The organism is Kinneretia sp. DJ1R-11, from assembly GCF_025717595.1.
In the GTDB taxonomy this organism is placed as follows: Bacteria; Pseudomonadota; Gammaproteobacteria; order Burkholderiales; family Burkholderiaceae_C; genus Paucibacter_A.
Map to the genome: position 1 here is coordinate 1 of NZ_JAJIRR010000002.1, position 24,361 is coordinate 24,361.

General features: G+C 64.7%; 15 protein-coding genes and 1 pseudogene. 9 read left to right on the forward strand and 7 right to left on the reverse strand.

From position 1 onward, the window contains the following. From LNV23_RS04015 to LNV23_RS04025, 4 genes and pseudogenes are all read right to left on the reverse strand, one after another. Nucleotides 1-1,382 (reverse strand): RHS repeat domain-containing protein (locus LNV23_RS04015; protein WP_411910537.1); only part of this gene is annotated, 1,382 nt, incomplete at its 3' end. A 3-nt stretch (nt 1,383-1,385) separates the two neighbouring features. Next, nucleotides 1,386-3,155, reverse strand: a complete 1,770-nt coding sequence (locus tag LNV23_RS04020) for an RHS repeat domain-containing protein (RefSeq protein ID WP_263561788.1) — start codon at nt 3,153-3,155, stop codon at nt 1,386-1,388. Nucleotides 3,156-3,185: 30 nt separating this feature from the next. After that, nucleotides 3,186-3,863: pseudogene (locus tag LNV23_RS24045) on the reverse strand (DUF6531 domain-containing protein); the annotation flags it as partial. Nucleotides 3,864-4,851: 988 nt separating this feature from the next. After that, nucleotides 4,852-6,150, reverse strand: coding sequence for an acetyl-CoA hydrolase/transferase family protein (locus tag LNV23_RS04025; RefSeq protein ID WP_263561789.1), 1,299 nt, complete (start codon nt 6,148-6,150; stop codon nt 4,852-4,854). A gap of 141 nt (nt 6,151-6,291) precedes the next feature. Here LNV23_RS04025 and LNV23_RS04030 point away from each other — a divergent pair, with 141 nt between their 5' ends. The 3 genes from LNV23_RS04030 to LNV23_RS04040 all read left to right on the forward strand — a co-directional run bounded on the left by LNV23_RS04030 (nt 6,292) and on the right by LNV23_RS04040 (nt 9,724). After that, nucleotides 6,292-7,047: a spermine/spermidine synthase domain-containing protein gene (locus tag LNV23_RS04030; RefSeq protein ID WP_263561790.1), complete on the forward strand. Its 756-nt coding sequence runs from the start codon at nt 6,292-6,294 to the stop codon at nt 7,045-7,047. Between the two features lie 141 nt (nt 7,048-7,188). Next, a complete protein-coding gene (locus tag LNV23_RS04035) occupies nt 7,189-8,133 on the forward strand; it encodes an ABC transporter ATP-binding protein (protein WP_263561791.1) in 945 nt (314 codons plus the stop codon). Nucleotides 8,134-8,398: 265 nt separating this feature from the next. After that, nucleotides 8,399-9,724 (forward strand): ABC transporter permease, encoded by a 1,326-nt coding sequence (locus tag LNV23_RS04040; RefSeq protein WP_263561792.1) that lies wholly within the window; start codon nt 8,399-8,401, stop codon nt 9,722-9,724. 69 nt (nt 9,725-9,793) lie between these two features. On the opposite strand, the gene LNV23_RS04045 is transcribed toward LNV23_RS04040, so the two are convergent. Next, complete coding sequence (locus LNV23_RS04045; protein ID WP_263561793.1) at nt 9,794-11,767, reverse strand: M61 family metallopeptidase; 1,974 nt, start codon at nt 11,765-11,767, stop codon at nt 9,794-9,796. 371 nt (nt 11,768-12,138) lie between these two features. Here LNV23_RS04045 and LNV23_RS04050 point away from each other — a divergent pair, with 371 nt between their 5' ends. The 5 genes from LNV23_RS04050 to LNV23_RS04070 all read left to right on the forward strand — a co-directional run bounded on the left by LNV23_RS04050 (nt 12,139) and on the right by LNV23_RS04070 (nt 18,410). Further along, on the forward strand, nt 12,139-13,830 hold the full coding sequence (locus LNV23_RS04050) for a COG3904 family protein (protein ID WP_263561794.1): 1,692 nt from the start codon (nt 12,139-12,141) through the stop codon (nt 13,828-13,830). A gap of 219 nt (nt 13,831-14,049) precedes the next feature. Continuing rightward, nucleotides 14,050-14,205 (forward strand): hypothetical protein, encoded by a 156-nt coding sequence (locus LNV23_RS04055; RefSeq protein ID WP_263561795.1) that lies wholly within the window; start codon nt 14,050-14,052, stop codon nt 14,203-14,205. 211 nt (nt 14,206-14,416) lie between these two features. Beyond that, complete coding sequence (locus LNV23_RS04060; protein WP_263561796.1) at nt 14,417-15,232, forward strand: PEP-CTERM sorting domain-containing protein; 816 nt, start codon at nt 14,417-14,419, stop codon at nt 15,230-15,232. A 161-nt stretch (nt 15,233-15,393) separates the two neighbouring features. Beyond that, complete coding sequence (locus LNV23_RS04065) at nt 15,394-17,733, forward strand: CehA/McbA family metallohydrolase (protein ID WP_263561797.1); 2,340 nt, start codon at nt 15,394-15,396, stop codon at nt 17,731-17,733. Nucleotides 17,734-17,765: 32 nt separating this feature from the next. Further along, complete coding sequence (locus LNV23_RS04070) at nt 17,766-18,410, forward strand: NF038129 family PEP-CTERM protein (protein WP_263561798.1); 645 nt, start codon at nt 17,766-17,768, stop codon at nt 18,408-18,410. 3 nt (nt 18,411-18,413) lie between these two features. On the opposite strand, the gene glpD is transcribed toward LNV23_RS04070, so the two are convergent. After that, nucleotides 18,414-19,964 carry a glycerol-3-phosphate dehydrogenase gene (glpD, locus tag LNV23_RS04075; protein WP_263561799.1) on the reverse strand — a complete coding sequence of 517 codons (1,551 nt, stop codon included), beginning with the start codon at nt 19,962-19,964 and terminating at the stop codon, nt 18,414-18,416. Nucleotides 19,965-19,994: 30 nt separating this feature from the next. Between glpD and glpK the strand changes: the two genes are divergently transcribed. Beyond that, nucleotides 19,995-21,488, forward strand: a complete 1,494-nt coding sequence (gene glpK / locus LNV23_RS04080; protein ID WP_263561800.1) for a glycerol kinase GlpK — start codon at nt 19,995-19,997, stop codon at nt 21,486-21,488. A 74-nt stretch (nt 21,489-21,562) separates the two neighbouring features. Here the strand turns inward: glpK and LNV23_RS04085 are convergent, their stop codons facing one another. Next, a complete protein-coding gene (locus LNV23_RS04085) occupies nt 21,563-24,298 on the reverse strand; it encodes a TonB-dependent receptor (protein ID WP_263561801.1) in 2,736 nt (911 codons plus the stop codon). Nucleotides 24,299-24,361 lie beyond the last annotated feature (63 nt).

Genomic DNA, 24,361 nt, shown 5'->3' on the forward strand with positions numbered 1-24,361 from the left:
ACCAGGCTGCCGGAGCTCAGCTCGGCCAGGCGGCCTTCGTGGTTGTAGACGGCTGTATAGGCGCTGCCGCCGTTGGCGTCGCTGAGGATGTTGCCGGCGGCGTCGTAGCTCAGCGCACGCATTGGGTTGCTGATGCTAACGAGACGATTACTGGTGTCAGCTATGGTGTAACCGCGTTGTCCGCCAGAGTTCCGTGCTTGCGTTCGATTGCCGTTGCTGTCGTAGGCATAACTCCAATTCTGAGCACCCATGTTCGCGGAAATCAGCCGTCCCAGCTCGTCGTAAGTGAAGCTCTGATTCAGTGCGGCTACAGGCGCAGCGCTGCTGAGCTCGTAGTGGGCGTAGGCACCGATACGGTCGGCCGTGTCGTAGCTGAGGTCGCGCGCCCAATTTCCCAAGGTGTAGCGCAAGGGGCGGCCGTAGATGTCGAAAAGCCGTTCATGCAAGCTGGAGTTGCCGCCCGCTTGCTGCCAACGCCAGGACTGAACTGGCCCAAAGGGGCTGTGCCGTATCTGGCTGAGAAGTGTCAGGGCGGCACTGCTGGTGTCAGCCTGGAGTTTGATACTTGCAAGTTGCCCTTGCTCATAGTGGAACGAGACGAAGCGGCCGGACGGGTAGTGGATGCCAGTTACACGGCCGACTGGGTCGTGGCCGTAAGACACAGACAAGGAAGCTGTGTCACCCTGGAGTATCGTGCGGGTTTCGAGGACTCGGCCACGTACGTCGTAGCGGTAGTCCGAGCTGACTTCCGGGCTTTGAGCTCGACCTAGTCGACCAACTCCATAACCATGCAGTTCGTCGTTGAGGTCGTAGGTCCACGAGAAGCTACGAAGGCTGTCATCGATCGGACTGCGGAGTTGCAGAACTTTAAGTCGATTCAGGGCATCGTACTCAAAGCTGCGGAAGAAACCGCGGGCATCGGCGAGTGTCTTGACATGCCCCGCGGCGTCAAACGTGGCCAGACTGATGCCTGCATCAGGACTATCAAGCATTTGCAGCTCGCCAAGACCATTTCTACGGTACTGGGTCTTGAGCTTGCGGGGGTCTTGCACTTGGATCAGCCGGTCGAGGCCGTCGTAAGTGAACTGGGTCAGCCCGTTTCTGGAATCACTGTGGGTCTTGCGCCGACCTAGCGAGTCGTAAGTCTGAGTGCTGATGAGATTCTGGCCTCGGCTGGAGTCCACTTTAGGGGCCAGCACTTGCATGGTTAGATTGCCTTCGGCGTCGTACCCAAGCTGAACCAAGGGAGCAGGTGATATGGGCGGCGTAGGCAGTTCCAATACCTGAGCCATAGAACCATTTGAGGATGCGATCAACAGGCTCGCCACCCAACTTGCGAGCGGTGGAGCCAGAGAAATCCTGACTAGGTAGTTCGCGATCATGGCTCACTCCCTTCCAGTCAGTTGCTGCACTCGACCCAGGGCGTCATGCACGCGACTGAGTTGCCTGGCCAAGTTGCCACCGGAATCTCTGACCCGCTCTGCTGTACGTTGCCCTGCCTGGTCCAGCGTGTAATCGATGCGATTGCCGAGGTTGTCACCGATGGCGACCAAGCGGTGTGCGTCGTCGTAGTCAAAGAACACATAGCTGTCATCGGGCTGCACCACACGTTGAAGCAGGCCGGTTGGCCAGTACAAGTACTGCGAGGCCTGACCGGCCACGGCAACCCGAGTCAGACGTTGGCGAAGGTCATAGCTGAAGTCCGTCGCTACGCCGTTCGGGTCGATCTGCTGCAGGACCTGCCCGTGCGCGTTGTATTGAGTGAAGCGTGTAACTCGACCCAGCGCATTGCCAATGCTTTGCAGGTCACCTCTGTTGTGGTCAACGCCGGTGTCGCTGTAGTAGGCAAAGGTCGTGGTGTTGTTCAGCGCATCCTTGGTGGAAAGCACTTGGCCGTATTCGTTGTAGGTGAATTGCTGAAGTCGGCCCGGCACCCCAGCCTGAAGCGTCGCGCCAAACCCGAGGCCACCATTCGCGTCCGTGGTTGCTTGCTCTACGCGCTTGCAGAGTACAACGATGGGCTTGCCATCGGGCAGCAGCGCCGTCGGTGGGGCACAAGAAGCCACGCCGTTACCGTTGAAAGGGTCGGGCTGGCCGTTGTAGACGTGGGTGGTCAGCTGGCCTGGCTCGGCGAGCCTCGTAACTAGTCGCCAGTCCGGATGCCATTCACTGCTGATCCTTCGGCTGCCCGCAGGAAGGTTGGCACCCATGGTCAAAACGGTGGAACAGACCATGCTCCTGGGCAATCCTTCAACGCGCGCAGTTTCCAAATTGCGGCTTAGATCGTGGGCACGGCAAGTGCGGTTGCCGTTGAAATCATCCCTGCTGGAAACGTTGCCGTTTACGTCGTATGCCATTTTCGAAGTACTGGGCGGAGCCCCTGCACCGCTTGGCTGAGACAAACTCAACACTCGGTTCATGCCTTGCACTACAGCAAACTCATACCGTGATACCGCACCGGTGGGCGCTTGCACGACTGAAGCCAGATGTTTACCAGCAGCATCGGTTTCATACGACAACTTATACCGTCCGGCAGAGTCACCATGCGCTGTTTCAATCGCCGAGCCGTCTGCTTGGTATCTAAAGGTTGCATACCTCACACCAGCTTCGTCCGATATTCCTGTCAACGCATATGGCCACTTAGCTCCGCCCGTGAAGGATGCGCCTTCGTCATAGTGAAACAGTCGCTTACTTGCGTCGCCAAATCGAATTGCAGTCAAAGTGCTGCCGGCGCCCGTTGAACTGGCGGTAGGGCCATCTAACTCAAACACAATTGGCTGACCTGATGGATCAATTACACCTACAAGATTCCCCCGCAAATCATAAGTGAACTGCAATTGGCGACCAGTACTGTCAGTGATACACCAAATCTTCTCCTTTGGCGTAACTGCAGAGTTCGGCGCCAAAGCCATACAGGTCGACATGCTGGCATTGAGCTTTTCACCTCGACCATCCCCAAGGGTGAGAAACAGAATTTCCCCATTGGGCTTCCAAACCTCAGTCAATACACCGAGCAAGCTTGCGCCAAATCCCGTGGCCAAATAGGTTTCAATGCCCGACGCTTCGTCAACGAGGCGCCAACCCGTCGTTACATCACCATTCACCAACCGGTATAGACGAGCAGTCTGATCCGCATCCGTAGAATAAATCGTCATTGCTTCATTCAGCGGGCGGAATTCAAGCAACTGTCCGCTTTCGCGCAGAGCTATGAATCCGCCATTGCTTCCAGGTAATAGGGCCGGTGTAATCTGCCGGCTAAACCGGTGCAACCAGCCATGCCCAAGGTCTGCACCTCGGCGCAAATTCGTCCCAAATGCAGTTTGAGATCGGTAGCGGAGCCAGAAATCAAGGGCCTTTCTGCCTGGTACCGAGAAGATCGGTTCCAACTGAACCTTGGCACCTGTCGCAGGTAGGCAAGGATTGCCGACACATGGCCCTGTGTCAGGGTCCTTGTCAGGATTTGCGGCGTCAACCAAAGCGCAACTACCTCCAGCAGTTTCCTTGTAGTTCGCGTTACAGGTGCACGTTGACCCGCCAAGCGTCGAATGGGGCGGACATTCATAGCGGAGAGGCTTGATATCCCAACCCCACCAGCACGTGTTGTTTAGGTGATGTCCGGGCGACGAGAGGTAGCAACAACCGCTTTTTCTGCTGAGCCACACCTGATAGAAGGAACTTCCAGAGGGCCATTGCCCAAGGTCCACGCACAGTTGGTTTGCAGTCGGGCGGCAAAAGCTGATTCGGCAGGTCTGAGTGCCAACCTCGACCGCCGGAAATGCGGCCTTTGCCTGATTCAGAAGCACTCCAGCCACAAACAGAAAACCAATTGCAACTAATTTCCGCACCTTGCATTGGTATCGCACCGCAGTGTAAAATCAGATCAAACCATACTTGTTTGATTTATAGAAATCGGCAGGATTTCGGGCCATCCCGGCTGCAGTGATAGAGCCACCGGCGTTATTTGTATCCGGTATTTTCCCCTCGACTACTCCTATTTGCCAAGATTGAATCCGCGCACTACTCATAATTAACTCTCCTAGGATTATTCTTGACCGCGTCCAAGGGCAAATAAGTGCGTAGGCGAGCATCCTTACCGAATGAAACACAAGACCAAACTTGGCATCAATGGAAGTCGCGTCGGACCCAGACGCACCAATGGATGCCTGTCGCCACCGGCGCCAACAAGGGAGGCATCACCAAATGACGAGGCACGACAAACCTCAGTCCATCCACATCCAACGCAGGATTTCAGGAATTGGGACGAAAGTGAAACGGCCACAAAATCGACTCACAAGGTCGATAGGCGCTAACAGATCCCTTGTTGCATCGACAGGCACACCCACTAAGCAATCTCCTCACCTATGCACAAACTCAAACTATCACGTCGAGCATTCAAGTTAGGTCAGTTCTGCACTCAAAACAAGAGCGGGTACCTGTAAACGTCTTCAGCTTGACGAGTGACCAAAACTGAACAGCAGAGGCCGCGGGTCGATCACGACTGGGCATGGGTCGGCGTGTAACACACACCTCGCGCCGACTCAGTCACTGGCTCGGCCTCGATCAGCTCCTCACGAGCTCAATGCGGGCCTGAATTGAGTTTCAGGGCGCGCGCGATCCAGCGGCATGGTCAGTTAACGTGCCTGAATACTGGAGGAGAGCCAGTCAAAGCCGCTGTACGGCGGCCACGAAGAGGCGAGGGAAACAGTCAGCCATAGAGCACGCAAAGATCAGCGGGGATCCACCGCTGAGTTTGGCCTATCCAATGCTCCACGGCTCCTTGTTTCCGAATGTCGCTCTCTTCAACTTGGATTCAAGACCGAAATTCGAGAGCTCAACTGGGGGCAATAGCCCTCACAGCAAATTGATCTTCCTCGCCGCCGCCCGCAATTCCTCCCGGAAGTTGGGGTGGGCGATGTTGATCAGCTCCAGCGCGCGCTGCTTGGCCGATTTGCCACGCAGCTGGGCGACGCCGAACTCGCTGACGACGTAGTTGATGTCGTTCTTGCTGGTGCTCATATGCGTGCCCGGGGTCAGCGTGGGCACGATGCGGCTGATGCTGTCGTCCTTGGCGGTGGAAGGCAAGACGATGAAGGCCTTGCCGCCGCGCGAGCGGTTGGCGGCGCGCACAAAATCGCTCTGGCCGCCGGTGCCTGAATACGGCGTGGGGCCCAGACTCTCCGAGCCGCACTGGCCCAGCAGATCGATCTGCAAGGTGGCGTTGATGGCCACCAAGTTGTCGTTCTGGCCGGCCAGATAGGGGTCGTTGGTGAAATCGACCGGGTGCATTTCCAGGCCCGGGTTGCGGTCCATGAAACGGTAGAGCTTTTGCGAACCCAGCGCGAAGGTGGCGACCATCTTGCCGGGCAGGTAGTTCTTGCGCTTGTTGGTGACGGCGCCGCTCTCGACCAGGCTCATGATGCCGTCGCCAATCATCTCGGTGTGCACGCCCAGGTCGCGCTTGGCGCTCAGCTGCATGACCACGGCATCGGGAATGCCGCCGTAGCCGATCTGCAGGGTCGAACCGTCCTCGATCATGTCGGCCACGTACTTGCCGATCGCCTCCTGCACCGGGCCGATCTTGGGCAGGCCCACCTCGGCCACCGGCTCGCTGCTCTCGATCAGGCCGCTGACCTGGGAGATGTGCACGGTGCAAGCGCCGTTGGCGAAGGGCACATTGGGGTTGACCTCGAGGATCACGGCGCGCGCTTTCTTGATGGCGGCCATGGTGTAGTCGGCCCCGAGGCTGAGCGAAAAGTAACCATGGGCATCCATGGGCGAGGCCATGGAGAGCACCACATCGGCCGGGATCTGGCCGCGCTCGATCAGGGACGGCATTTCGGAGAAATAGCTGGGGATGAAATCGACCCAGCCTTCCTTGCCGCCGGCGCGCGAGGCGGCGCCGTAGAAGAAGGCCACATGGCGCACATGCTCGACGGTCTCGGGGTCGAAGTAACCGTATTTGCGCACGGCCAGGATCTGGCCCAGCTTGATGTCGTGGAACTGCCGGCGCGCGGCGGACAGCGCATGCAAGAGCGTCGGCGGCTCGCCCACCCCGGTCGGGATGATGATGAAGTCGCCGTTGCGCAGCAGGCTCAGCGCATCTTCGGCCGTGGCCAGGCGGGTCTTGCGGTACAGATCTTGGACGGACATGGGGAGCCTGCCTTTTCTATGCTGCTGGCGGCGCGGGCCTTCCCGCGCCTGGGACAATGACGATCACCCCATCCTAGGCCGGGCAGCTTGCGGCGCGCTTGCAAAAGTGCGCGGAACTTCAACCTGACCTGACCCTCGCCCATGAGTTCCGACCCCCATGTCCGCCCCTATGTCCAGGAAACCCTGGGCACGCTGAGCCTGCAGTTTTCGCACAGCGCCATCCAGAGCCGCATGGAACTGCTGCGGCCCGACGCCCTGGACCTCAGCTACACCCAGCTGATGATGGGTTTTCTGCTGTTCCAGCCGGCCCCGGCGCGCCTGGCCATGATCGGCCTGGGTGGCGGCTCCCTGGCCAAGTTCTGCCACCGCCACCTGCCCGCGACCCAGATCCAGGTGCTGGAGATCAACCCCCATGTGATCGCCCTGCGCCAGCGCTTCGGCGTGCCGGCCGACAGCGCGCGCTTCTGGGTCAGCGAGGCCGACGGCGCCGATTTCGTGGCCGCGCCGCCGGCGCCGCTCGATGTCTTGATGGTGGACGGCTTCGACCGCGAGGGCACGCCGCCGGCCCTGTGCTCGCAGCGCTTCTACGCCGACTGCCATGCCGCCTTGGCGGAGGACGGCCTGCTGGTGCTGAATCTGCACAGCCACCATGCCGATGTGGAGCTGCATCTGGCGCGCCTTCAGGCCCTGTTCGGCGACGCGCTGCTGCAGGTGAACGACCCCGACGGCTGCAACCGCATCGTCATCGCCTGCCGGGGCGAGCTGCTGAGCCAGCCACGCGCCCATCTGCTGCGCCAGCCGGCGGGCTTGGACGGCGAGGCCTGGGCCGATCTGCGGCCAGCCATGGCGCGGGTCCATGCGGCCTGGCTTCGCTTGCAGAGCCAGGCCCAGCGCTAGGACCCAGTGCAGCGGCCGGCCGCTCACACCCGGCGCTGTCGTTTCACCCCGGCCTCTGTCCATCCGTCGCAGCCCGCTAGGGCGGGGCGGGCCTGAGCCCTAGCATGCGGGCATTGAGATTCCCCAGAGCGAGGAGCCCGCATGAAACAAGAACTGCTGCAAGCGCAGGCGCTGCACAAACGCTATGGCACACGCGAGGCGGTGCGCGGCCTCAGCCTGACCGTCGGCGCCGGCGAGGTGCTGGGCCTGCTGGGCCCCAATGGCGCGGGCAAGTCCAGCACCATCGCCATGCTGGCGGGTCTGAGCCGGCCCGATGGCGGCTCGGTCACGGTGGGCGGCGCGGCGCTGAGCCAGGACGAGTTCGCCTACAAGCGCCGCATCGGCCTGGTGCCGCAAGAGCTGGCCTTGTTCGAGGACCTGCCGGCCCTGGCCAATATCGAGCTGTTTGGCGCGCTCTACGAGCTGCCGGCGGCGCAGCTGAAGGCGCGCGCCCTGGCGGTGCTGGCCCAGGTCGGCCTGGCCGAGCGGGCGCAGGACAAGCCGAGCAGCTTCAGCGGCGGCATGAAGCGCCGCCTCAACATCGCCTGCGCCCTGGTTCACGAGCCGGATGTGCTGCTGCTGGACGAGCCAACCGCCGGCGTCGACCCGCAAAGCCGTAACGCCATCTTCGAGCAGCTCGAAGCGCTCAAGCGCGCCGGCAAGGCCTTGGTCTACACGACCCACTATATGGAAGAAGTGGAGCGCCTGGCCGACCGGGTGATCATCATGGACCATGGCCAGCAAGTCGCCCATGGCAGCTTGGCCGAGCTCTACCGCCTGCTGCCAGCGGCTGAAACACTGAAGCTGGAACTGGACCACGAGGTTGATGGCGCTTTGGAAGCCACGCTGCGCGCCCTGCCCGGCGTGCAGCAGTTGCAGGCGCGCGGCAGCCAGCTGCAGATCGGCCTGAGCGAGCTGGGCGCGGGCAGTGCGGCCGTGCTGAGCGCCTTGGCCGTGGCCGGGCTCAAGCCACGCCACATCAGCTCGGGCCGGGCAAATCTTGAAGACGTGTTCCTCGCCCTGACCGGCCGCCAGCTGCGCGACTGAGAGCTTGTGAGTTTTCTACTGCGCGACTGCCATGCGTCGTTGGTCCGGTGCTCGGAATCCTCACGTACAGGAAGTACGTTCCGGTTCCTGCGCTCCGTCCGCCTCGACCAGAGGCCGAGTCCTTCGCAAGGCAGATCAAGTCCTCAGGACTTGATCAGTCCGCGCTCAGCCTAGCCTGACAGCCACTCGCTACAAAAATTCTCAAGCTCCAAGGCCAGCGCCGCCACGACCTGACCCTCTGCCCGCCGACAAAGAGACCGCCGCCATGAACGCCTTCCTCGCCCTGGTCCGCAAAGACCTCTACCTGCATTTCTCCAACCGCCGCGCAGTGCTGATGAGCATCATCGCGCCCATCCTGATTGCCGCCTTCTTCGGCAGCCTGTTCGGCGGCAAAGGGGGCGGCAGCAGCAAAGCCAGCCCCGTGCCGATCGCCATCAGTGACCAAGACCACAGCCCCCTGACGGCCAAGATCAGCGCCGCCCTGCAGGCCGACCCCAGCCTGGCCGTGCAGAGCCTGGACGCCGACGCCGCCCTGGCCCAGGTGAAGGCCGGCAAGCTGCGGGCGGCCATCGTTCTGCCGGCCGGCTTTGGCGAGCAGGCGGGCCGCGCCCTGTTCGCCGGGCCCGAGGGCAAGCGCCCCGAGATCACCCTGCACTACGACCCCTCGCAGGCCATGGTCCTGCCCATGGTGCGCGGCCTGCTGGCCCAGCATGTGATGCAGCTGGTCAGCGCCGACACCTTCAGCGGCCAAGGCGCGCCGGTGATGAAGGACATGCGAACCCAAGTGGCCGACAACACGGCGCTGCCGACCGAGCAGCGCCAGGAGCTGACGGCCATGTTCGACAGCATCGCCCGCGTGCAGGAGCGCAGCGCCCGGGCGCCGCAAGCTGGGGCTTCGGCGGCTTCAGCAGCTGACACAGGCCGCAGCGGCTTCACCATGAGCCCGCCCTTCAGCACCCGGGAGCTGGAAGCCAGCGCCAAGGCCGATGTTCCGTACAACAGCTATGCCCATTCCTTTGCCGGCATGGGTGTGCAGTTCATCCTGATGATGGGCGTGGACATCGGCGTGGCCCTGCTGCTGATGCGCCGCCAAGGCCTCTGGCAGCGCCTGCGCGCGGCGCCCTTGTCCAAAGCGCGTCTGCTGGGCAGCCGCATCGCCAGCTGCACCCTGATCTCGCTGATCATCTTCGTGCTGATCTATGCGGTCGCCATCGCCGCTTTCGGTGTGCGCTTGCAGGGCAGCTGGCTGGGCTTTGCGGCCGTGCTGCTCGCCTTCTCCCTGCTGACGGCCAGCTTCGGCCTGCTGATCGCGGCCCTGGGCAAGTCGCCCGAGGCCACCCGCGGTCTGGCCATCCTGGCCACCTTGTTGATGGTCATGCTGGGCGGCGCCTGGGTGCCGTCCTTCGTCTTCCCCGAATGGCTGCAAGCGGCCTCGCTCTTCATCCCGACCCGCTGGGCCGTAGACGGCCTCGACGCCATGACCTGGCGCGGCCTGCCCTTCAGCGAGGCCCTCGCCCCGGTCGGCGTGATGCTGGGCTTTGCACTGGCCTTTGGGGCGCTGGCGATTGCGAGGTTCAGCTGGGAGGAGTGAGCGGGAAGGGATGTGAGGCCGACGCTCGGTCCGCCCTCAAGAACTCAGGTTTCACACTTCGCCCGCCCCTCACTTCCGCGCCGCCAGCACGCCGCCATCGAGCCGCTCGGGGCTGCCCTCGATGCGGCTCAGGCGCGGGTAGCGCAGGCCGCCGCGGTAGTCGATCTTGACCTGGCGGTAGCGGTCGCCCTCGCGCAGCAGCAGCTCCAGCGGCGCGGCGCCACTCTTGTTGGCGCTGATGGCGGCGGACAGGCGCTCGCTCTTGTAGGCCTGGTGGTTGACGGCCACCACGGTGACGGCGCGGCTCAGGCCCGCCTCGAAGGCGGGGCTGCCCCAGAGCACGGCCTCGACCTTGCCGTCGCGCTTGAGGTTGAGGCCCAGGCTGTAGCCGAAGTCGTCGTTCTTCCATTCGGAATCGTCGGCGCGGGCGAACTCGCTGGGCGTCTCAGCCCAGCTCAGGCGCCAGCCGGCACGGGCCAGGCCGTCCAGTGGCGCTTCGGGGCCTTTGTGGTCAAGGCGTTGGCGCAAGAAGGCGGCCCAGTCACGCGGCTGCACGCGGTTCAGGGTGGCGACGATGTCCTCGAAGGAGTAGGTCAGCGGCGCGATGCGGCCGTCTTCCACACCGAAGAACAAGCGCGCGAAATCATCAAGGCTGCGCGCGCCGCCGCTCTGCTCGCGAATCCAGGTGTCGGCGTCGAGCCAGATCAGGCCGCTCTCGGCGTAGTAGTCGGCGCCGCGCTGCCAGCTGCCCCAATCATTGCCGCTGCGGCTCTTGGCCATGGCGGCTTCGTTGGTGGTGTCCTGCAGAGTGCGCCAGAGCCGCCCGGCGCGGTGGCTGTAGGTGGCCGCGATCTCGGCCCAGGCGTCGCGCGCCTGCTCGGGGCTGACCAGGCCCGAGCGCACCGCCAGCACCCGGCCCCAGTAATCGGTCTGGCCCTCGTAGAGCCAGAGCAGGCTGTCCTGCATGGGCACATTGAACTGCGGGGTCCAGAGGTCGACCGGGCGGCGGAACTTGCCGTTCCAGGAATGGGTGTACTCATGCGGCAGCAGGCTGCGGCTGCCGGCGCGCTTGCCCCAGTCCTTGAAGTAGCCCAGGCCCACGCCGTTCTCGCTGCTCTCGTGGTGCTCCAGGCCGATGCCGCTCATGCGGCCGGAGATGGCCAGCAGAAAGTCGTAATGCTTGAAATGCCGGGAGGCGAACAGGCGGTCAGCCTGGACCACCAGGTTTTTGTGGGCCTGGATCTGCGCTTCGCTGGCCTGTAACTCGGCGGGGTCATCGGCCATGAGGTTGAGCACCACGGGCTTGGGATGGCCGGGCGGGTCCAGCTCGATGCGGCGGGTGTGGGCGCCGGCGAACAAGGGCGAATCGGCCAGGGTCTCCAGGCTGACCGGCTTGAAGCGCAGGCGCTGGCGGCCCGGCCCTTCCTCGACTTGGCCATCTACACGCAGGGCGCTGGCCTGGGTCCAGCCGGCCGGTAGGCTCACCTCGGCCTGCATCTGGATGGCGCTGGCATGGTGGCCGGCCGGGTAGAGCAGCATGCTGATCCATTGCAGGTTCAGCATCTCGGGCGTCATCACCACCCGGCCGCCTTCGCGCTGCACCGGGCTCAGGAACTGGAAGGCCAGGTTCAACTCGCTCACACCAGCCGGCACCTCGACATGAAAAGCAAACGGGTCCACCGTGTCGCGCAGCCAGGCCAGTTCCTGCGTGCCGGCCTGGATCTTGAGGCCGGCCAGGCGGTCCACCGTTCCATAGGGGCCATGGGCACCGGGCAAGTAACGCGGAAACAGCAGGGTCAGGCGCCCGGCCTTCACGGGCAGTTGCTGGCGCACCTGGAAAATGTGGCGGTCCAGATCGGTGGCATCAACCTGGATGCGGATGGGGCCCAGGTAGGGCTGGTCCTGGGGCGGCGGAATCGGGTGCTGGGCCTGGGCGGCCCCAAGACTGCACAGACCGCAGAGGCTGAGGATGGCGCTCGCGGCGGCGACCCGCGTGAAACGGGCCCAGCCTTGCGGCCTTGGCAACATCGGAATGTGCGACATGGTGGTTTTCTCCTCCCTGGGCCAGCGCTCACATTGGAAAAGCGCAGGCGATCTTGTGAACTGGATTCGATTCGGCTGCCCTGATCAGGCAGCCGCCACGATAGCCAGCGGCAGCGCTTTGCAAATCCAGGTTGACCCGCCCTCGTGAGCATTCACACCCGGCGCTGGCGGCCAGGCTCAAGTAAGGCAGACCGTAGCGCGGCCGCCTGCCCCGCTTGTTCAACCATTCACCATTCACCATTCACCTGTTCACCTGTTCACTCGTTCACCCCTTCCCCCCCCCAAGGTGAACATTGCCACCCCCACATTTCCAGCCCCGGCCATGATGTGGCCTCCGCTACAGTGAGGCCACGTCCTCCCGGAGCCGCAGCATGAGCCTGAAGAACCACGATCCGACGCAGGCGGATCACTCCGACGAGAGCGCCAGCCAGACTCCCGCGCCGGGCGGCGACCCGACCGGCTGGCAACAGGCCGCCAAGGCCCGCCCCCGCTCGGCCAGCCCAAAGCGCGCCGCTCATCCGGTGCCCACCGAACGCCGACCCGGCTATCTCGCCTCGCACTGGCATGGCGAGCAGAGCCTGGCGCAGAGCTTCTGGCTCAACAATGTGCTGCTGTCGGTGCCGCTGGCCATGCTGCTGACCGGCGTGATGAGCTGGATCAGCGTCAAGGGTGGCAGCTTGCAAATCAGCGCCATCGCCACCTTGCTGGGCTGGCCGCTGCTGATCGCTTTCAATGTCTGGTGCATCGTCGGCGCCTGGCGGGCCGCCAGCGAGTACCTGCGCATGGGCGGCACTGCGCTCTGGACCTGGCTGGCTCGCCTGTCCCTGGGCTTGGGGGCGCTGCAAATGGCGGCTTCGCTGCTGTTTGGCCTGCTTCCCGATCTGGGCGAGTACTGGCAGATGGCGCGCGGCATCGACCCGATCGGCCAGGCCACACTGAAGGTGTCGGCGGACGGCCATGTCGTGCAGCTGCGCGGCCCCATCGGCATGGGTGACGCCGGCCGCCTGCAGCGCCTGCTCGAGGCCACACCGACTGTGCGGCGCCTGGAGCTGGCGTCGCCCGGCGGTCGGGTCTATGAGGCCGAGCAAGTGCTGGCCCTGATGAGCAAGAGCCGCTACAACACCCGCGCCGTGGGCAATTGCGAAAGCGCCTGCACCCTGCTCTTTCTGGCCGGCCGCGAGCGCCAGCTGATGCCCGGCGCGCAGCTGGGCTTCCACCGCGCCTCCACCGGCACTTACAACCCGGTGTTCGACGAGCTGGCCAACCAGGAGCTGGCCGCCCTCTACCGGCGCATCGGTCTGCCCGAGGACTTCATCCGCCGCACGGTGAAGACGCCGTCGAGCAGCATGTGGTACCCCCACAGCGACGAGCTGGTGGCCCATGCCTTGATCGCCGCCCTGCCGCAAACCCTGGATGTGGCCCTGCCGGCGGGCCAAGACAACCAGGCCGCCGATTTCGCCGACGCCCTGCAAGGCAGCCCGGCCTGGCATGCGCTGGACCAGCGCTTTGCCGGCACCCTGGAGCGCCTGGCTGCGCGCATGCAGGCGGCCCGCGCGGCCGCCGCCAGTGACGAGGCGCTGCAGAGCCTGGGCTATGCCGAGTTGGCGCCGCGCATGCCCGAGCTGATTGCCTCGGTCAACCCCATCCAGCGCCGGCAATATGCGCAGCTGCTGCGCGCCCAGCTGAAAACAGCACTGGGCCAGCCGGGCACAGGGAGCGAAGCCTGCCTGGCCTTGCTGTCAGGCCAGGTGGCGCTGCGCCGGCAGCTGCCGCTGGAGTTGCAGATCCGGGAGACCGCCTGGTTGGTCGAGGCCGCACGCAGTGAGCCGCCGCGCTTTGCACCCAAGCCCGCCACGGCCATCGAGCTGGAAGTGATGCGGCGCACGCTCGGCTCGCACAGCCCGGGCTTGCTGGCCGGCTTGTGGGAGCAGACCGCGGCGCCGCCCAGCGGCCGCGCCGCCGCCAACCGCTGCGAAACCGTCATCCAGACCCTGGACCGCGCCGCCGCTCTGCCGGTGGCCCAGCGCGAACTCGCCGAACGGGTGTTGTTTCAGCGGCTCTGAAGCACGCTGGCCTGAGCAGGCAAGACCTGACCCCAGGAGCGGCTCGCACACCCCGCCCCAGTCTGGCGCAGATCAGCACGGGGCCGAGGCGCCTCGCACCACAAGCGAGCAAACGCCGGGCTGGCGCGTGATCTGAGGCTCGCCCAGACCCCCCCTCAAGCGCGGGGTCCCCAGGGAATACGCGTAGCGCTGACACGCGACTGTCACGAGCGCTTGGGTATGCTGACCGTCGGAAAAGTGCTGGAGGAATGGAAGCGTGAGAAGGCGCTCCGGGCCTCAGCCAACAAGGGTCAAGTCTTGCCCCTTGCGCTGAATGCCCACCAAGGAGACCGTCTTCTTTCTTTTTCCATGATTCGCAAACGTTTGGCAGCTTGAATTCAGGCGTACAGATGTCTTGCAAATGCCCTTGCTAGAACTGCCTGGCGCGAGCCTCGCGGCAGCGTGCTCTGCGGAGCGTGCGGCGGCGATGACCCGGCCAGGCAGGCCAGTACCGTCCTGGAAACCGGTCTTTTAAGACCGGCTTCATCGCATCACGTACTGCAATCTTGTTTCATCTCCTTGTCCAACTTTTGCTGAGAACCACACCATGTTGATCCAAAAGACATCCCTCGCCCTGGCTCTGGCCTTGGTCGCTGCCGTGCCCGCCCAAGCCGCCATCTCCGTCGCCAGCACCGGCGGCACCTACACCCAGTCCTTCGACAGCCTGGCCAACAGCGGCAGCGCCGCCGTGGCTTGGGCGAACGACAGCACCCTGGCCGGCTGGAGCCTGTTCAACAAGGACAGCGTGGCCATCGCCACTTACACCGCCGACAACGGCGGCTCCAACGCCGGCAGCTTCCGCAGCTACGGCGCCGCTGGCGTGGCCGAGCGCGCCCTGGGTGGCTCTGCTTCGGGCGGTACCTACTTCGGTTCGCCGGCTTCCAATACCGTGGCCGGCTGGATCGCCGTCGCCCTGAACAACGACACCGGCGCCGCACTGAGCGGCTTCAAGCTCGCCTTCGACGGCGAACAATGGCGCAATGGCGGCAACACCGCCGCCCAGACCATGGTGCTGGAGTATGGCTTCGGCGCCAGCTTCGCCACCGTCGCCAGCTGGACCGCCCCGGGCGGCAACTTCGACTTCACTTCGCCGGTGGTCGGCGCCACGGCCGCTGCCGTGGACGGCAACGGCGCGGGCCTGGTGGCCGGCCGCGGTGGTGAAGTGAGCACCACTTGGGCCGCCGGCGACACCCTGTGGGTGCGTTGGGTCGAAAAGAACGACGCCGGCAATGACCATGGCCTGGCCATCGACAACGTCAGCATCCAGGCCGTGAGCGCCGTGCCGGAACCTTCGACCTACGCCATGCTGCTGGCCGGTCTGGGCTGCGTGGGCTTCATCGCCCGCCGTCGCAAGGCTGCCTGAGCCTTCTGCCCTCGGTGAGTGAGCGGCGCGGCCCTCCGCCGCGCTGCCTCACCGTTTTTTTCAAACCGGGGCGCCTGTGCTGTCACAGCGCAGGCGCTGCCGGCGATTGCCCGATTTCCGCGCCGCCACTGCGCCGCGCCACTTTGCCAGGTCGAACCACCATGCCCAGAAACGCCTCCCTGCTCAAACACATCCCGCGCGCCATTGCGCTTTTGCTGAGCGTTTCTGCCGCTGGCATGGCGGTGTCCGGGCCTTTCAGCCCCGACCACCAAGAGTTTGAAGCCAGCCTCTACGTGCCCTACCGGGCCGATGCCAAGGCGATCGCCGAGGCCCGCAGCTTCATCCTGAAATTTGAATATCCGCAAGTCGCGCTGGCCCAGACCGTGTCCTGGCGCCTGGAACTGCTCGACCCGCAAGGCCAGGTGGCCCAGCGCTGGTATGGCGTCGAGACCCTGGTCCGCGGCGAGATCGAGGTCAAAGTCGACTGGGCCGGCCGCCAGAACGGCATCGCCGCCGCCGACGGCGTCTACCAGGTTCGCCTGACCGCCTCCTCGGTGGAAGCGCAGGAACTGCCCTCCGTTGGCGTGATGGCTGATTTTGTCGAAGCCAATCTGAGCGCCGCCGATGCAGAGCTGGTCGAGCAAACCTGGGATATGCAGGTTGGCTACGTCGCGCCGCCGCAGATGCCCGCCTTCCGCCCCATGCAGACCACCGCCTCCAAGGCCGCGGCGGCCAAGCAGGTCGGCAAGCCCGGCGTAAAAGCGCTGGCCGCACCGGTCACCGGCGGCCTGCCCTACACCGTCTACCTGGGCAATCTGCACAGCCAGACCGGCCACAGCGACGGCGGCGGCCCGATCGGCAACTGCAGCGGCGAACAGAATCCGCAATCGAATCTGGGCCAGGGCCCAGCCCAGGCTTACCAGTACGCCATGGAGCGCGGCCTGGACATCTTGATGACCTCCGAACACAACCATATGTTCGACGGCTCCACCGGCACGAACACCGGCCAGACCCCGGCCTACGCCAAGGACCTGTACAAGGCCGGCCTGGCCGCAGCGCGCAACTTCAATGCCGCCAACCCGAGTTTCCTCGGCGTCTACGGCATGGAGTGGGGCACCATCAGCGGCGGCGGCCACCTGAACATCCTCAACTCGCCCGATCTGCTGGGCTGGGAATACAACGCCAATGGCGAGCTGCTGGCCGATGTCTTCACCGAAAAGAACAACGCCGCCAAGCTCTACACCTTGATGGCTCAGCGCGGCCTGATCGGTCAGTTCAACCACCCGGCCAGCTCGGGCCAGTACCTGGTGAACAACGTCGCCCTCGGCTACACGCCGGACGGCGAGCAGGCCATGGCCTTGTGCGAGGTGATGAACACGCCCGCCTTCTCCAACACCACCAACGAGAGCGACAACGGCAACAGCGGCTATGAGGGCGCGTGCAAGAAGGCCCTGGAGGCCGGCTTCAAGATCGCCTTCACCACCAACCAGGACAACCACTGCGCCAACTGGGGTGCGTCCTCGATCAACCGCAACGGCATCCTGATCCCCAATGGCACGCCGCTGACCATGGACTCCTTCATGGAGGCCATCAAGGCCCGCCGCGTCTTCGCCACCATGGACAAGACGTCGCAGCTGGTGCTGACCGCCAACGGCCGTCTGATGGGTGAGACCTTCACCAACGCCGGCCCGCTGAATCTGGTCGCCAACTACGCACCGGGCGCCGGCAAGAGCGCCGCCACGGTCAAGATCTATGAAGGCGTGCCGCAGCGCAACGGCACCATCACCGAGCTGTCCAGCAGCGCGGTCAACAACTTCACGCCGGCGGTCGGCAAGCACTTCTACTACGCCAAGGTCACCCAGAACGACGGCAAGATCCTCTGGTCGGCGCCGATCTGGGTCAACCAAGTGGTGGACAGCACGGCCCCGGTGGTCAGCGCCAGCGTCAGCGGCAGCAGCGGCACGCTGACCCTGAAGGCCGAAGCCAGCGACGACATCGGCGTCACGCGCGTCGACTTCCGGGTCGACGGCCAGCTCAAGGGCAGCGCCAGCAGCGCGCCCTACAGCCTGCAGATTGCCTCCAGCAGCCTCAGCAACGGCAGCCACGTCCTGAGCGTCGAGGCCGTGGATGCAGCCGGCAATGTCGGCAGCGCCAGCCCGGTGAACTTCAACGTCAGCAATGTGCTGGACGTGACGGCCAGCGTCAGCCTGCGCCAGTCCGGCCTGGTCTACAACCGCGTCACCCAGCTCTACAGCGGCAGCATCACCCTGAGCAACAGCAGCAACGCGGCCCTGGCTGGCCCGCTGCAGTTGGTGATCCAGGGCCTGCCGGCCGGCGTCACCCTGGTCAATGCCAGCGGCAGCCGCAACGGCCTGCCCTACATCAGCCTGAACGCCGCCAGCATGCCCGACGGTGCCCGCATCACCGTGCCACTGAGCATCAGCAACCCCGGCAAGCTGGGCCTGAACTACAGCGCCCGCCTCTACTCCGGCAGCTTCTGATCTGCTGCGAACGCACCCCTCAAGGACACCACATGAACACGTTTTCTTCTTTCCCCGCACTGCAGCGCAGCGCCCTGAACCTGGCCCTGGCCGCCAGCGCCCTCTGCGCGACCTCGGCATGGGCCGACACCAGCTTCCACGCCAGCGTCAACACGGCCGCATGGGCCGGCGCCAGCGGCTGGCTGGATTTCCAGTTCAACCCCGGCCAGAACCCGGCCCCGGCCGCGCAAGTGCGAATCAGCAACTTCAGCGGCAACTTCGGCAGCCAGCTGGTCCTCGAAGGCCAGGCCTCGGGCAACCTGGCCAGTGGTTTCACCCTGGGCAATGGCAGCGCCTTCAACGACCTGTTCCACGCCATCCAGCTGGGCGGCAACTTCAGCTTTGACCTGACGTTCAGCGGCGATGTCTTCAGCACGCTCGGCCAGGTCGGCACGACCTTCAGCCTCGGCCTGCTGGCCGGCGACCAGCAAAGCTATCTCGGCAACCCCGACGGCGCCCTGTTCCAGATCGACCTGATGCCGGCCAACGCCGGCACGCCTGCCAGCACCACGCTGAGCTTGCTGGGCGGCCAGAGCATCGCCACGGTCAGCGCCGTGCCGGAACCACAGAGCTATACCCTGCTGCTGGCTGGCCTGGGCGTGGTCGGCTTGCTGGCGCGTCGCCAGCGCGCGGCTTAAGCCTTACCGGCTTCGGGCGGCCATCCAGGCCGCCACCGCCGCCCGCTGGGCCTCGCTGTAATGCAGGCCCAGCTTGGAGCGGCGCCAGAGCACGGCATCGGCATCGAGCGCCCATTCCTGCTCGCGCAGATAGTGCAGCTCGGCCTCGAACAGGCCGGGCGCCACTTCGATACCCAGCTCGGCAAGGCTGCGCGCCGCTCCCAGCAGCAGATCCACGCGTGAGCCATAGGCCCGCGCCAAACGCCGTGCCAGGGCCGGCGGCAGGTAGGCGTGGCGCGCCTGCAGCGCTTGCACAAAGCGTTCGAAATCGCGGTCGGGGCGCTGCGGCGCACCGATCCACTCGGACAAGTCACCGCCGGGCAGGCAGGCCGCAGCGGTCCAGGCCGGGCGTGCGTCGCCAAGCATCTCGCCCAACAGATCGGCCGCATCCTCGGCCAGCTTGCGGAAGGTGGTGATCTTGCCGCCCCAAACGCTCAGCAAGGGCGCGCCATCACCATGAGTTTCCAGCAGATAGTCGCGCGTGACCGCACTGGCGTCGCCCGAGGCATCGTCGAGCAGAGGCCGCACACCGGCATAAGTCCACAGCACTTGGTCCGGACGCAGCGGCTCCTTGAAATAACGGCTGGCCTGCTCGCACAGGTAGACGACTTCTTGCGCCTCGATCTCGGCCTTGGCAAAGCCGGCGATGGCCTCATCGGGCAGCTCCACATCGGTGGTGCCGATCAAGGTGAACTCACCCTCGTAGGGAATGGCAAAGATGATGCGCCGGTCGGGGTTCTGAAAAATGTAGGCGTGGTCATGGTCAAAGCGGCGGCGCACGACGATATGACTGCCCTTGACCAGGCGCAGGCTTTTGGTCGCCAGGCTTTCGCCCGCGGCCGGCCGCGCCACCTGGCGCAGAAAGGTCTCGGCCCAGGGGCCTGCGGCATTGACCAGGGCGCGGGCATGGACCTGACGCTCCAGGCCGGCCTCGCTCAAGCTCACGCGCCAGCCACCGCCCTCGGCCGCTGTTTCGCGCTGCGCCACCGTCACCGTGCAGCGGGTCAGAATCTCAGCGCCGCGCGCGCGCGCGTCCAAGGCATTGAGCAGCACCAGGCGGGCGTCATCGACCCAACCATCGGAGTAGACGAAGCCGCGCTCGAACTCAGGCTTGAGCGGGGCGCCCAAGGGGCTGCCACGCAGACGCAGACCACTGGAGCCGGGCAACCACTCGCGCCGGGCCAGATGGTCATAGAGGAACAGCCCCAGGCGAATCATCCACGCCGGCCGCATGGCCCGGTCATGCGGCATCACAAAGCGCAGCGGCCACATGATGTGCGGGGCGCTCTTGAGCAGCAGCTCGCGCTCCTGCAGCGCCTTGCGCACCAGCGAGAACTCGTAGTACTCGAGATAGCGCAGGCCACCATGGATCAGTTTGGTGCTCGATGAAGAGGTGTGGGCGGCCAGGTCCGAAGCCTCGGCCAGCAGCACCCGCCAGCCACGACCCGCCAGATCGCGGGCGATGCCGGCGCCATTGATGCCGCCGCCCACCACCAGTACGTCAAAATGGTCCATCCCCGGACTCTAAGCCAAGGGCTTGCTGCCATGTCGTATTTGCTCGCCCTCGACCAGGGCACCTCCAGCTCGCGCGCCATCGTTTTCGAGCGCAGCGGCCGCATCGTGGCCATGGCTCAGCAGGAATTTGCCCAGCATTTCCCGCAACCGGGCTGGGTCGAACACGATGCATTGGAGATCTGGCAGAGCCAGCTGGCCACGGCCCAAGCCGCCCTGCGCCAAGCGGACTTGCGCGCCAGCGACATCGCCGCTGTCGGCATCACCAACCAGCGCGAGACCACCGTGCTCTGGGACCGCCGGACCGGCCAGCCCCTTCACCGCGCCATCGTCTGGCAAGACCGCCGCACCGAGCCCTTGTGCGCCCAGCTGCGCGCGCAAGACCTGACCCCCATGGTGCGGGCCAAGACCGGCCTGCTGATCGACCCCTACTTTTCCGGCACCAAGCTCAAGTGGCTGCTCGACCACATCCCCGACGCCCGCGCCCGGGCCGAGCGCGGCGAGCTGGCCTTCGGCACCATCGACAGCTGGCTGATCTGGAATCTCACAGCAGGCGCGGTGCACGCCACCGATGTCAGCAATGCCTCGCGCACCTTGCTCTTCGATGTCCAGCGCAATCGCTGGGACGAGGAGCTGCTGAGTCTGATGGACATTCCACCCGCGCTGCTGCCCGAAGTGCGCCCGTCCAGCGGCGATTTCGGCCGCGTGGCGGCCCAGCACCTGGGTGGCGAGATCGCCATCGGCGGCGTCGCTGGCGACCAGCAGGCGGCCCTGTTCGGCCAAGCCTGTTTCCAAGCCGGCATGGCCAAGAACACTTACGGCACCGGCTGCTTCATGCTGATGCACACCGGCACGCAGTTCCAGAGCTCGGCCCATGGATTGATCAACACCAGCGCTGCCCAGACCACGGGCACGCCCGAGTTCGCACTCGAAGGCAGCGTCTTCGTCGGCGGCGCCGTGGTGCAGTGGCTGCGTGACGGACTGCAGATCATCCCGAACAGCGGCGCCGTGCAAAGCCTGGCCGAAAGCGTGCCCGATGCCGGCGGCGTAATGTTCGTGCCGGCCTTCACCGGACTGGGCGCGCCCTATTGGCGGGCCGAGGCACGCGGCGCCATCCTGGGCCTGAGCCGCGGCAGCACGCAGGCCCACATTGCCCGCGCCGCGGTCGAGAGCATCGCCTTCCAGAGCGCCGCCCTCTTGCAGGCCATGAGTCGCGACGCCCACGCTGCCGGCAGCGCCCCTCTGCAAGAGTTGCGCGTGGACGGTGGCGCCTGCGTCAACGACCTCTTGATGCAGTTCCAGGCCGATCTGCTGGGCATCGCCGTCGTGCGCCCGCGCGTGATCGAAACCACGGCCTTGGGCGCGGCCTACCTGGCCGGTTTGAGCTGCGGCGTCTACGCCGGCCTGGAGGAACTCAGCGCCCAGTGGCAAGCGGAGCGACGCTTCGAACCCAGCGCCGACCGCAGCCGCGCGGCCGCGCGCATGGCTGACTGGGACCACGCCGTGCGTCAGGTCAGCGCCCCCTGATTCCGGTCTGAGGATGAAAAAACCCCGCCGCGGCACGGGGCCGGGGCGGGGTCAGGGTCAAGCGCTGAGGATGCTTACTTGAACTGGTAGCTCAGGCTGCCGTACCAGAAGCGACCGCGCGGATCGGTGAAGGACGCGGCGTAACCGGCCGCGTGCGAACCGTAGGACGAAGAAGCGACATAAGGCGGCTCTTCGTCGAACACATTGCGCACACCCAGGCGAGCAGTCACGCCTTTGATGCCCTTGTAGGCCACCGACATATTGACGCGCTCGCTGTTGCGGACCTGGTGCGGTGCAAAGACGCCAATATTGGCATCCACTGACGCGGCCGACTCCAACCAGCCGCGCGTGTAGACATGCTCCAGCGTCAGGCTGACATTGCTGTACTGCCATTCAGCCGTTGCCGTGTGCTGCCAGCGCGGCACCGGAGCCACGGTGCTGTCGCCACCCGTGCCGGCGAAGTGACCGGTCGGGCCACCCGAGTACTTCTGTGCGTCGTACTTGATCACGTAGGAGCCAGCGACGCCCAAATTCAGGCGGCCACCTTCACCCAGATTCAGACGGCCACGCACGTCCACGTCCACACCCGAAATCTTCAGATCGCCGAGGTTGTCGACCGGCGTTTCTACATACAGAATGAACTTCTGCGCATTGCGCTTGACGCGGCTGCCAAAGCGCGACAGCAGATCAGGATTGGTCAGCAGAGTGTCGGCAGCGATGACGCCGATCGTGTCCTTCTTCGTGATGTTGTAGTAGTCCACGGCCATGGTGAGCGACTTGGACGGCTCAAACACCACTCCGGCCGAGAACTGACGGCTCTTCTCAGGCTTCAGATTGGGCGCGGCAGAGGACTTGGTCGGCACCTGCGTGTTGCAGCGGCCGGCCAATTCGGTCGGATCCGGACACTGGGGATCTTCCACGCTGTCAGCAGTGTTACCGAAGGATGGCGGCGAATTGACGTCCCACAGCGTCGGAGCGCGGAAGCCCGTACCAACGGCAGTACGAAGCACCAGCTCTCGCGTGGGTTGGAAACGCACATTGGCGCGCGGGTTGAAAGTGGACCCGAAGTCGCTGTACTTGTCGAAGCGCGATGACAAGCCGAGTTCCCAGCCCTTGGCGAAGGGCAGAGACAACTCGACAAATGCGGCCTGCAAATTACGCGAAGCCTTGGTGGCGGGCACCGTGCCTTCGCCGCCAATGTGCTGGCCGGCAGCGTAGTCGGCGTTGAGCGGCCGGTCATCGGCCTTCTCGTTGCGCAAGTCGATACCCGCCGCCATCGCCATATTGCCACCAGCCATGGCCATGAGCTCCTTGTTGACCTTGAAGTCAAAGGCAGTGGTGGTGCTGGTGGACTGGCGCATCTTGCCTTCCATCGCCGCCGAAGCCCAGAGCGCGTCGTGCGTGGCGTCGCCAGGGCCGAAGGGGTTCAGGTTGCCGGTGGCAAGCGCCTTCAGGAAGCGGCCTTCATGGATATAGCCCTTGTAGTCCAGCAGGCCTTCGGCGCGGGCCACATTGATGGCGGTGTCATAGTCCCAGCCATCGAGCACGCCGGTGGAGCCGAAGACAAAACGCTTTTGCGTGTTGGTGTTGTCGCTGATGCGGTTGCCGGCCGGGATGGCGCGCAAGGCAATGCCGGCCATGCCGGTAGCGGGCACGGTGTAACCCAGCTTGGTCAGCAGCTCGCGCGGGTAGTACTTGCTGGTCACCGGCATCAGCACCGGCTCGAAAGCAAATTTCTCGGCGTTGAAGGGGCCGAAGCCTTCACGGATCGGGGTTGGGGCGACCCGGCCAATACCTTGGTTGCGTCCGAAAGAGCCTTCCACGAAGAGCTGGTGGTCCTTGGCGGCGTTGAAGGTCACGCGGCCGAACACATCGGCCTTGTCCTGGTCGGGCAGATTGTCCAAGGTGGCCGCAAAGATGAAGCGGCAGGTGCGGCGCTCGAGACCGTTGGGCGAGGGGCCGCGCACGACGATGAAGGAGGTCGGTTCACCGCAGGGCGTGAAGCGCGGATCGGCCGGATACTCAGGATAGGCACCGGGGCCGATCAGGCCTTCGATATAGCCTGGAAACGGGGCACTGGATGAGGGCTTGTCGGAACCCGGCACTTCGTCAACACCACGGTTGTAGAAGCCCTGGTCGATGGCACGCAGGCGGGTGTTCTTCTGGACATTGGCGGTCAGCAGCACATTGAAACCGTTGCTGGCGATGTCGCCAAAACCGACGGCCAGGGTGGCGCCCTTTTCCGCGCCGCCGATGCCGGCCTCGGTGTTGCCGTAGCGCACCGAGACTTCACCGTTGCGATAGTCCTTGCGGGTGATGAAGTTAACCACACCGGCAACCGCGTCACTTCCGTACACCGCAGAAGCGCCATCACGCAGCACTTCGATCTTCTCGATTGCCGCAAACGGAATGCTGTTCAGATCAACCGATGCGGCACCGCCGATACTACCAAACGGATGGTTGGCCAGGCGGCGGCCGTTCAGCAAGACCAAGGTGGAGTTCGCACCCATGCCGCGCAAATTGGCGTTCGAGGTGCCGTAACCCGTGCCCTGACCGGTGTCGGACAGCATGGCGGAGTTGGCCGAGATGCGCTTGAGCAGCTCTTCGGTGTTGGTGGCGCCGCTGGCTTCGATCTGGGCGCGCGTGACCACGGTCACCGGCAGCGCCGTTTCCGAATCCAGACGCTTGATCGAGGAACCGGTGACAGACACGCGCTCCAGGGATTCCTGAGCCATGGCGGGCGCCATCAAGCTCAGTCCGCCGGCATAGACCAATGCCAGAGCGGTACACAACCGTTTTTTCTTCAACATACGACACTCCTTCTTTGTTCGAATCATGTGCAGTGGACTTGGGCCGTCAGCCAGGCTGCCGGC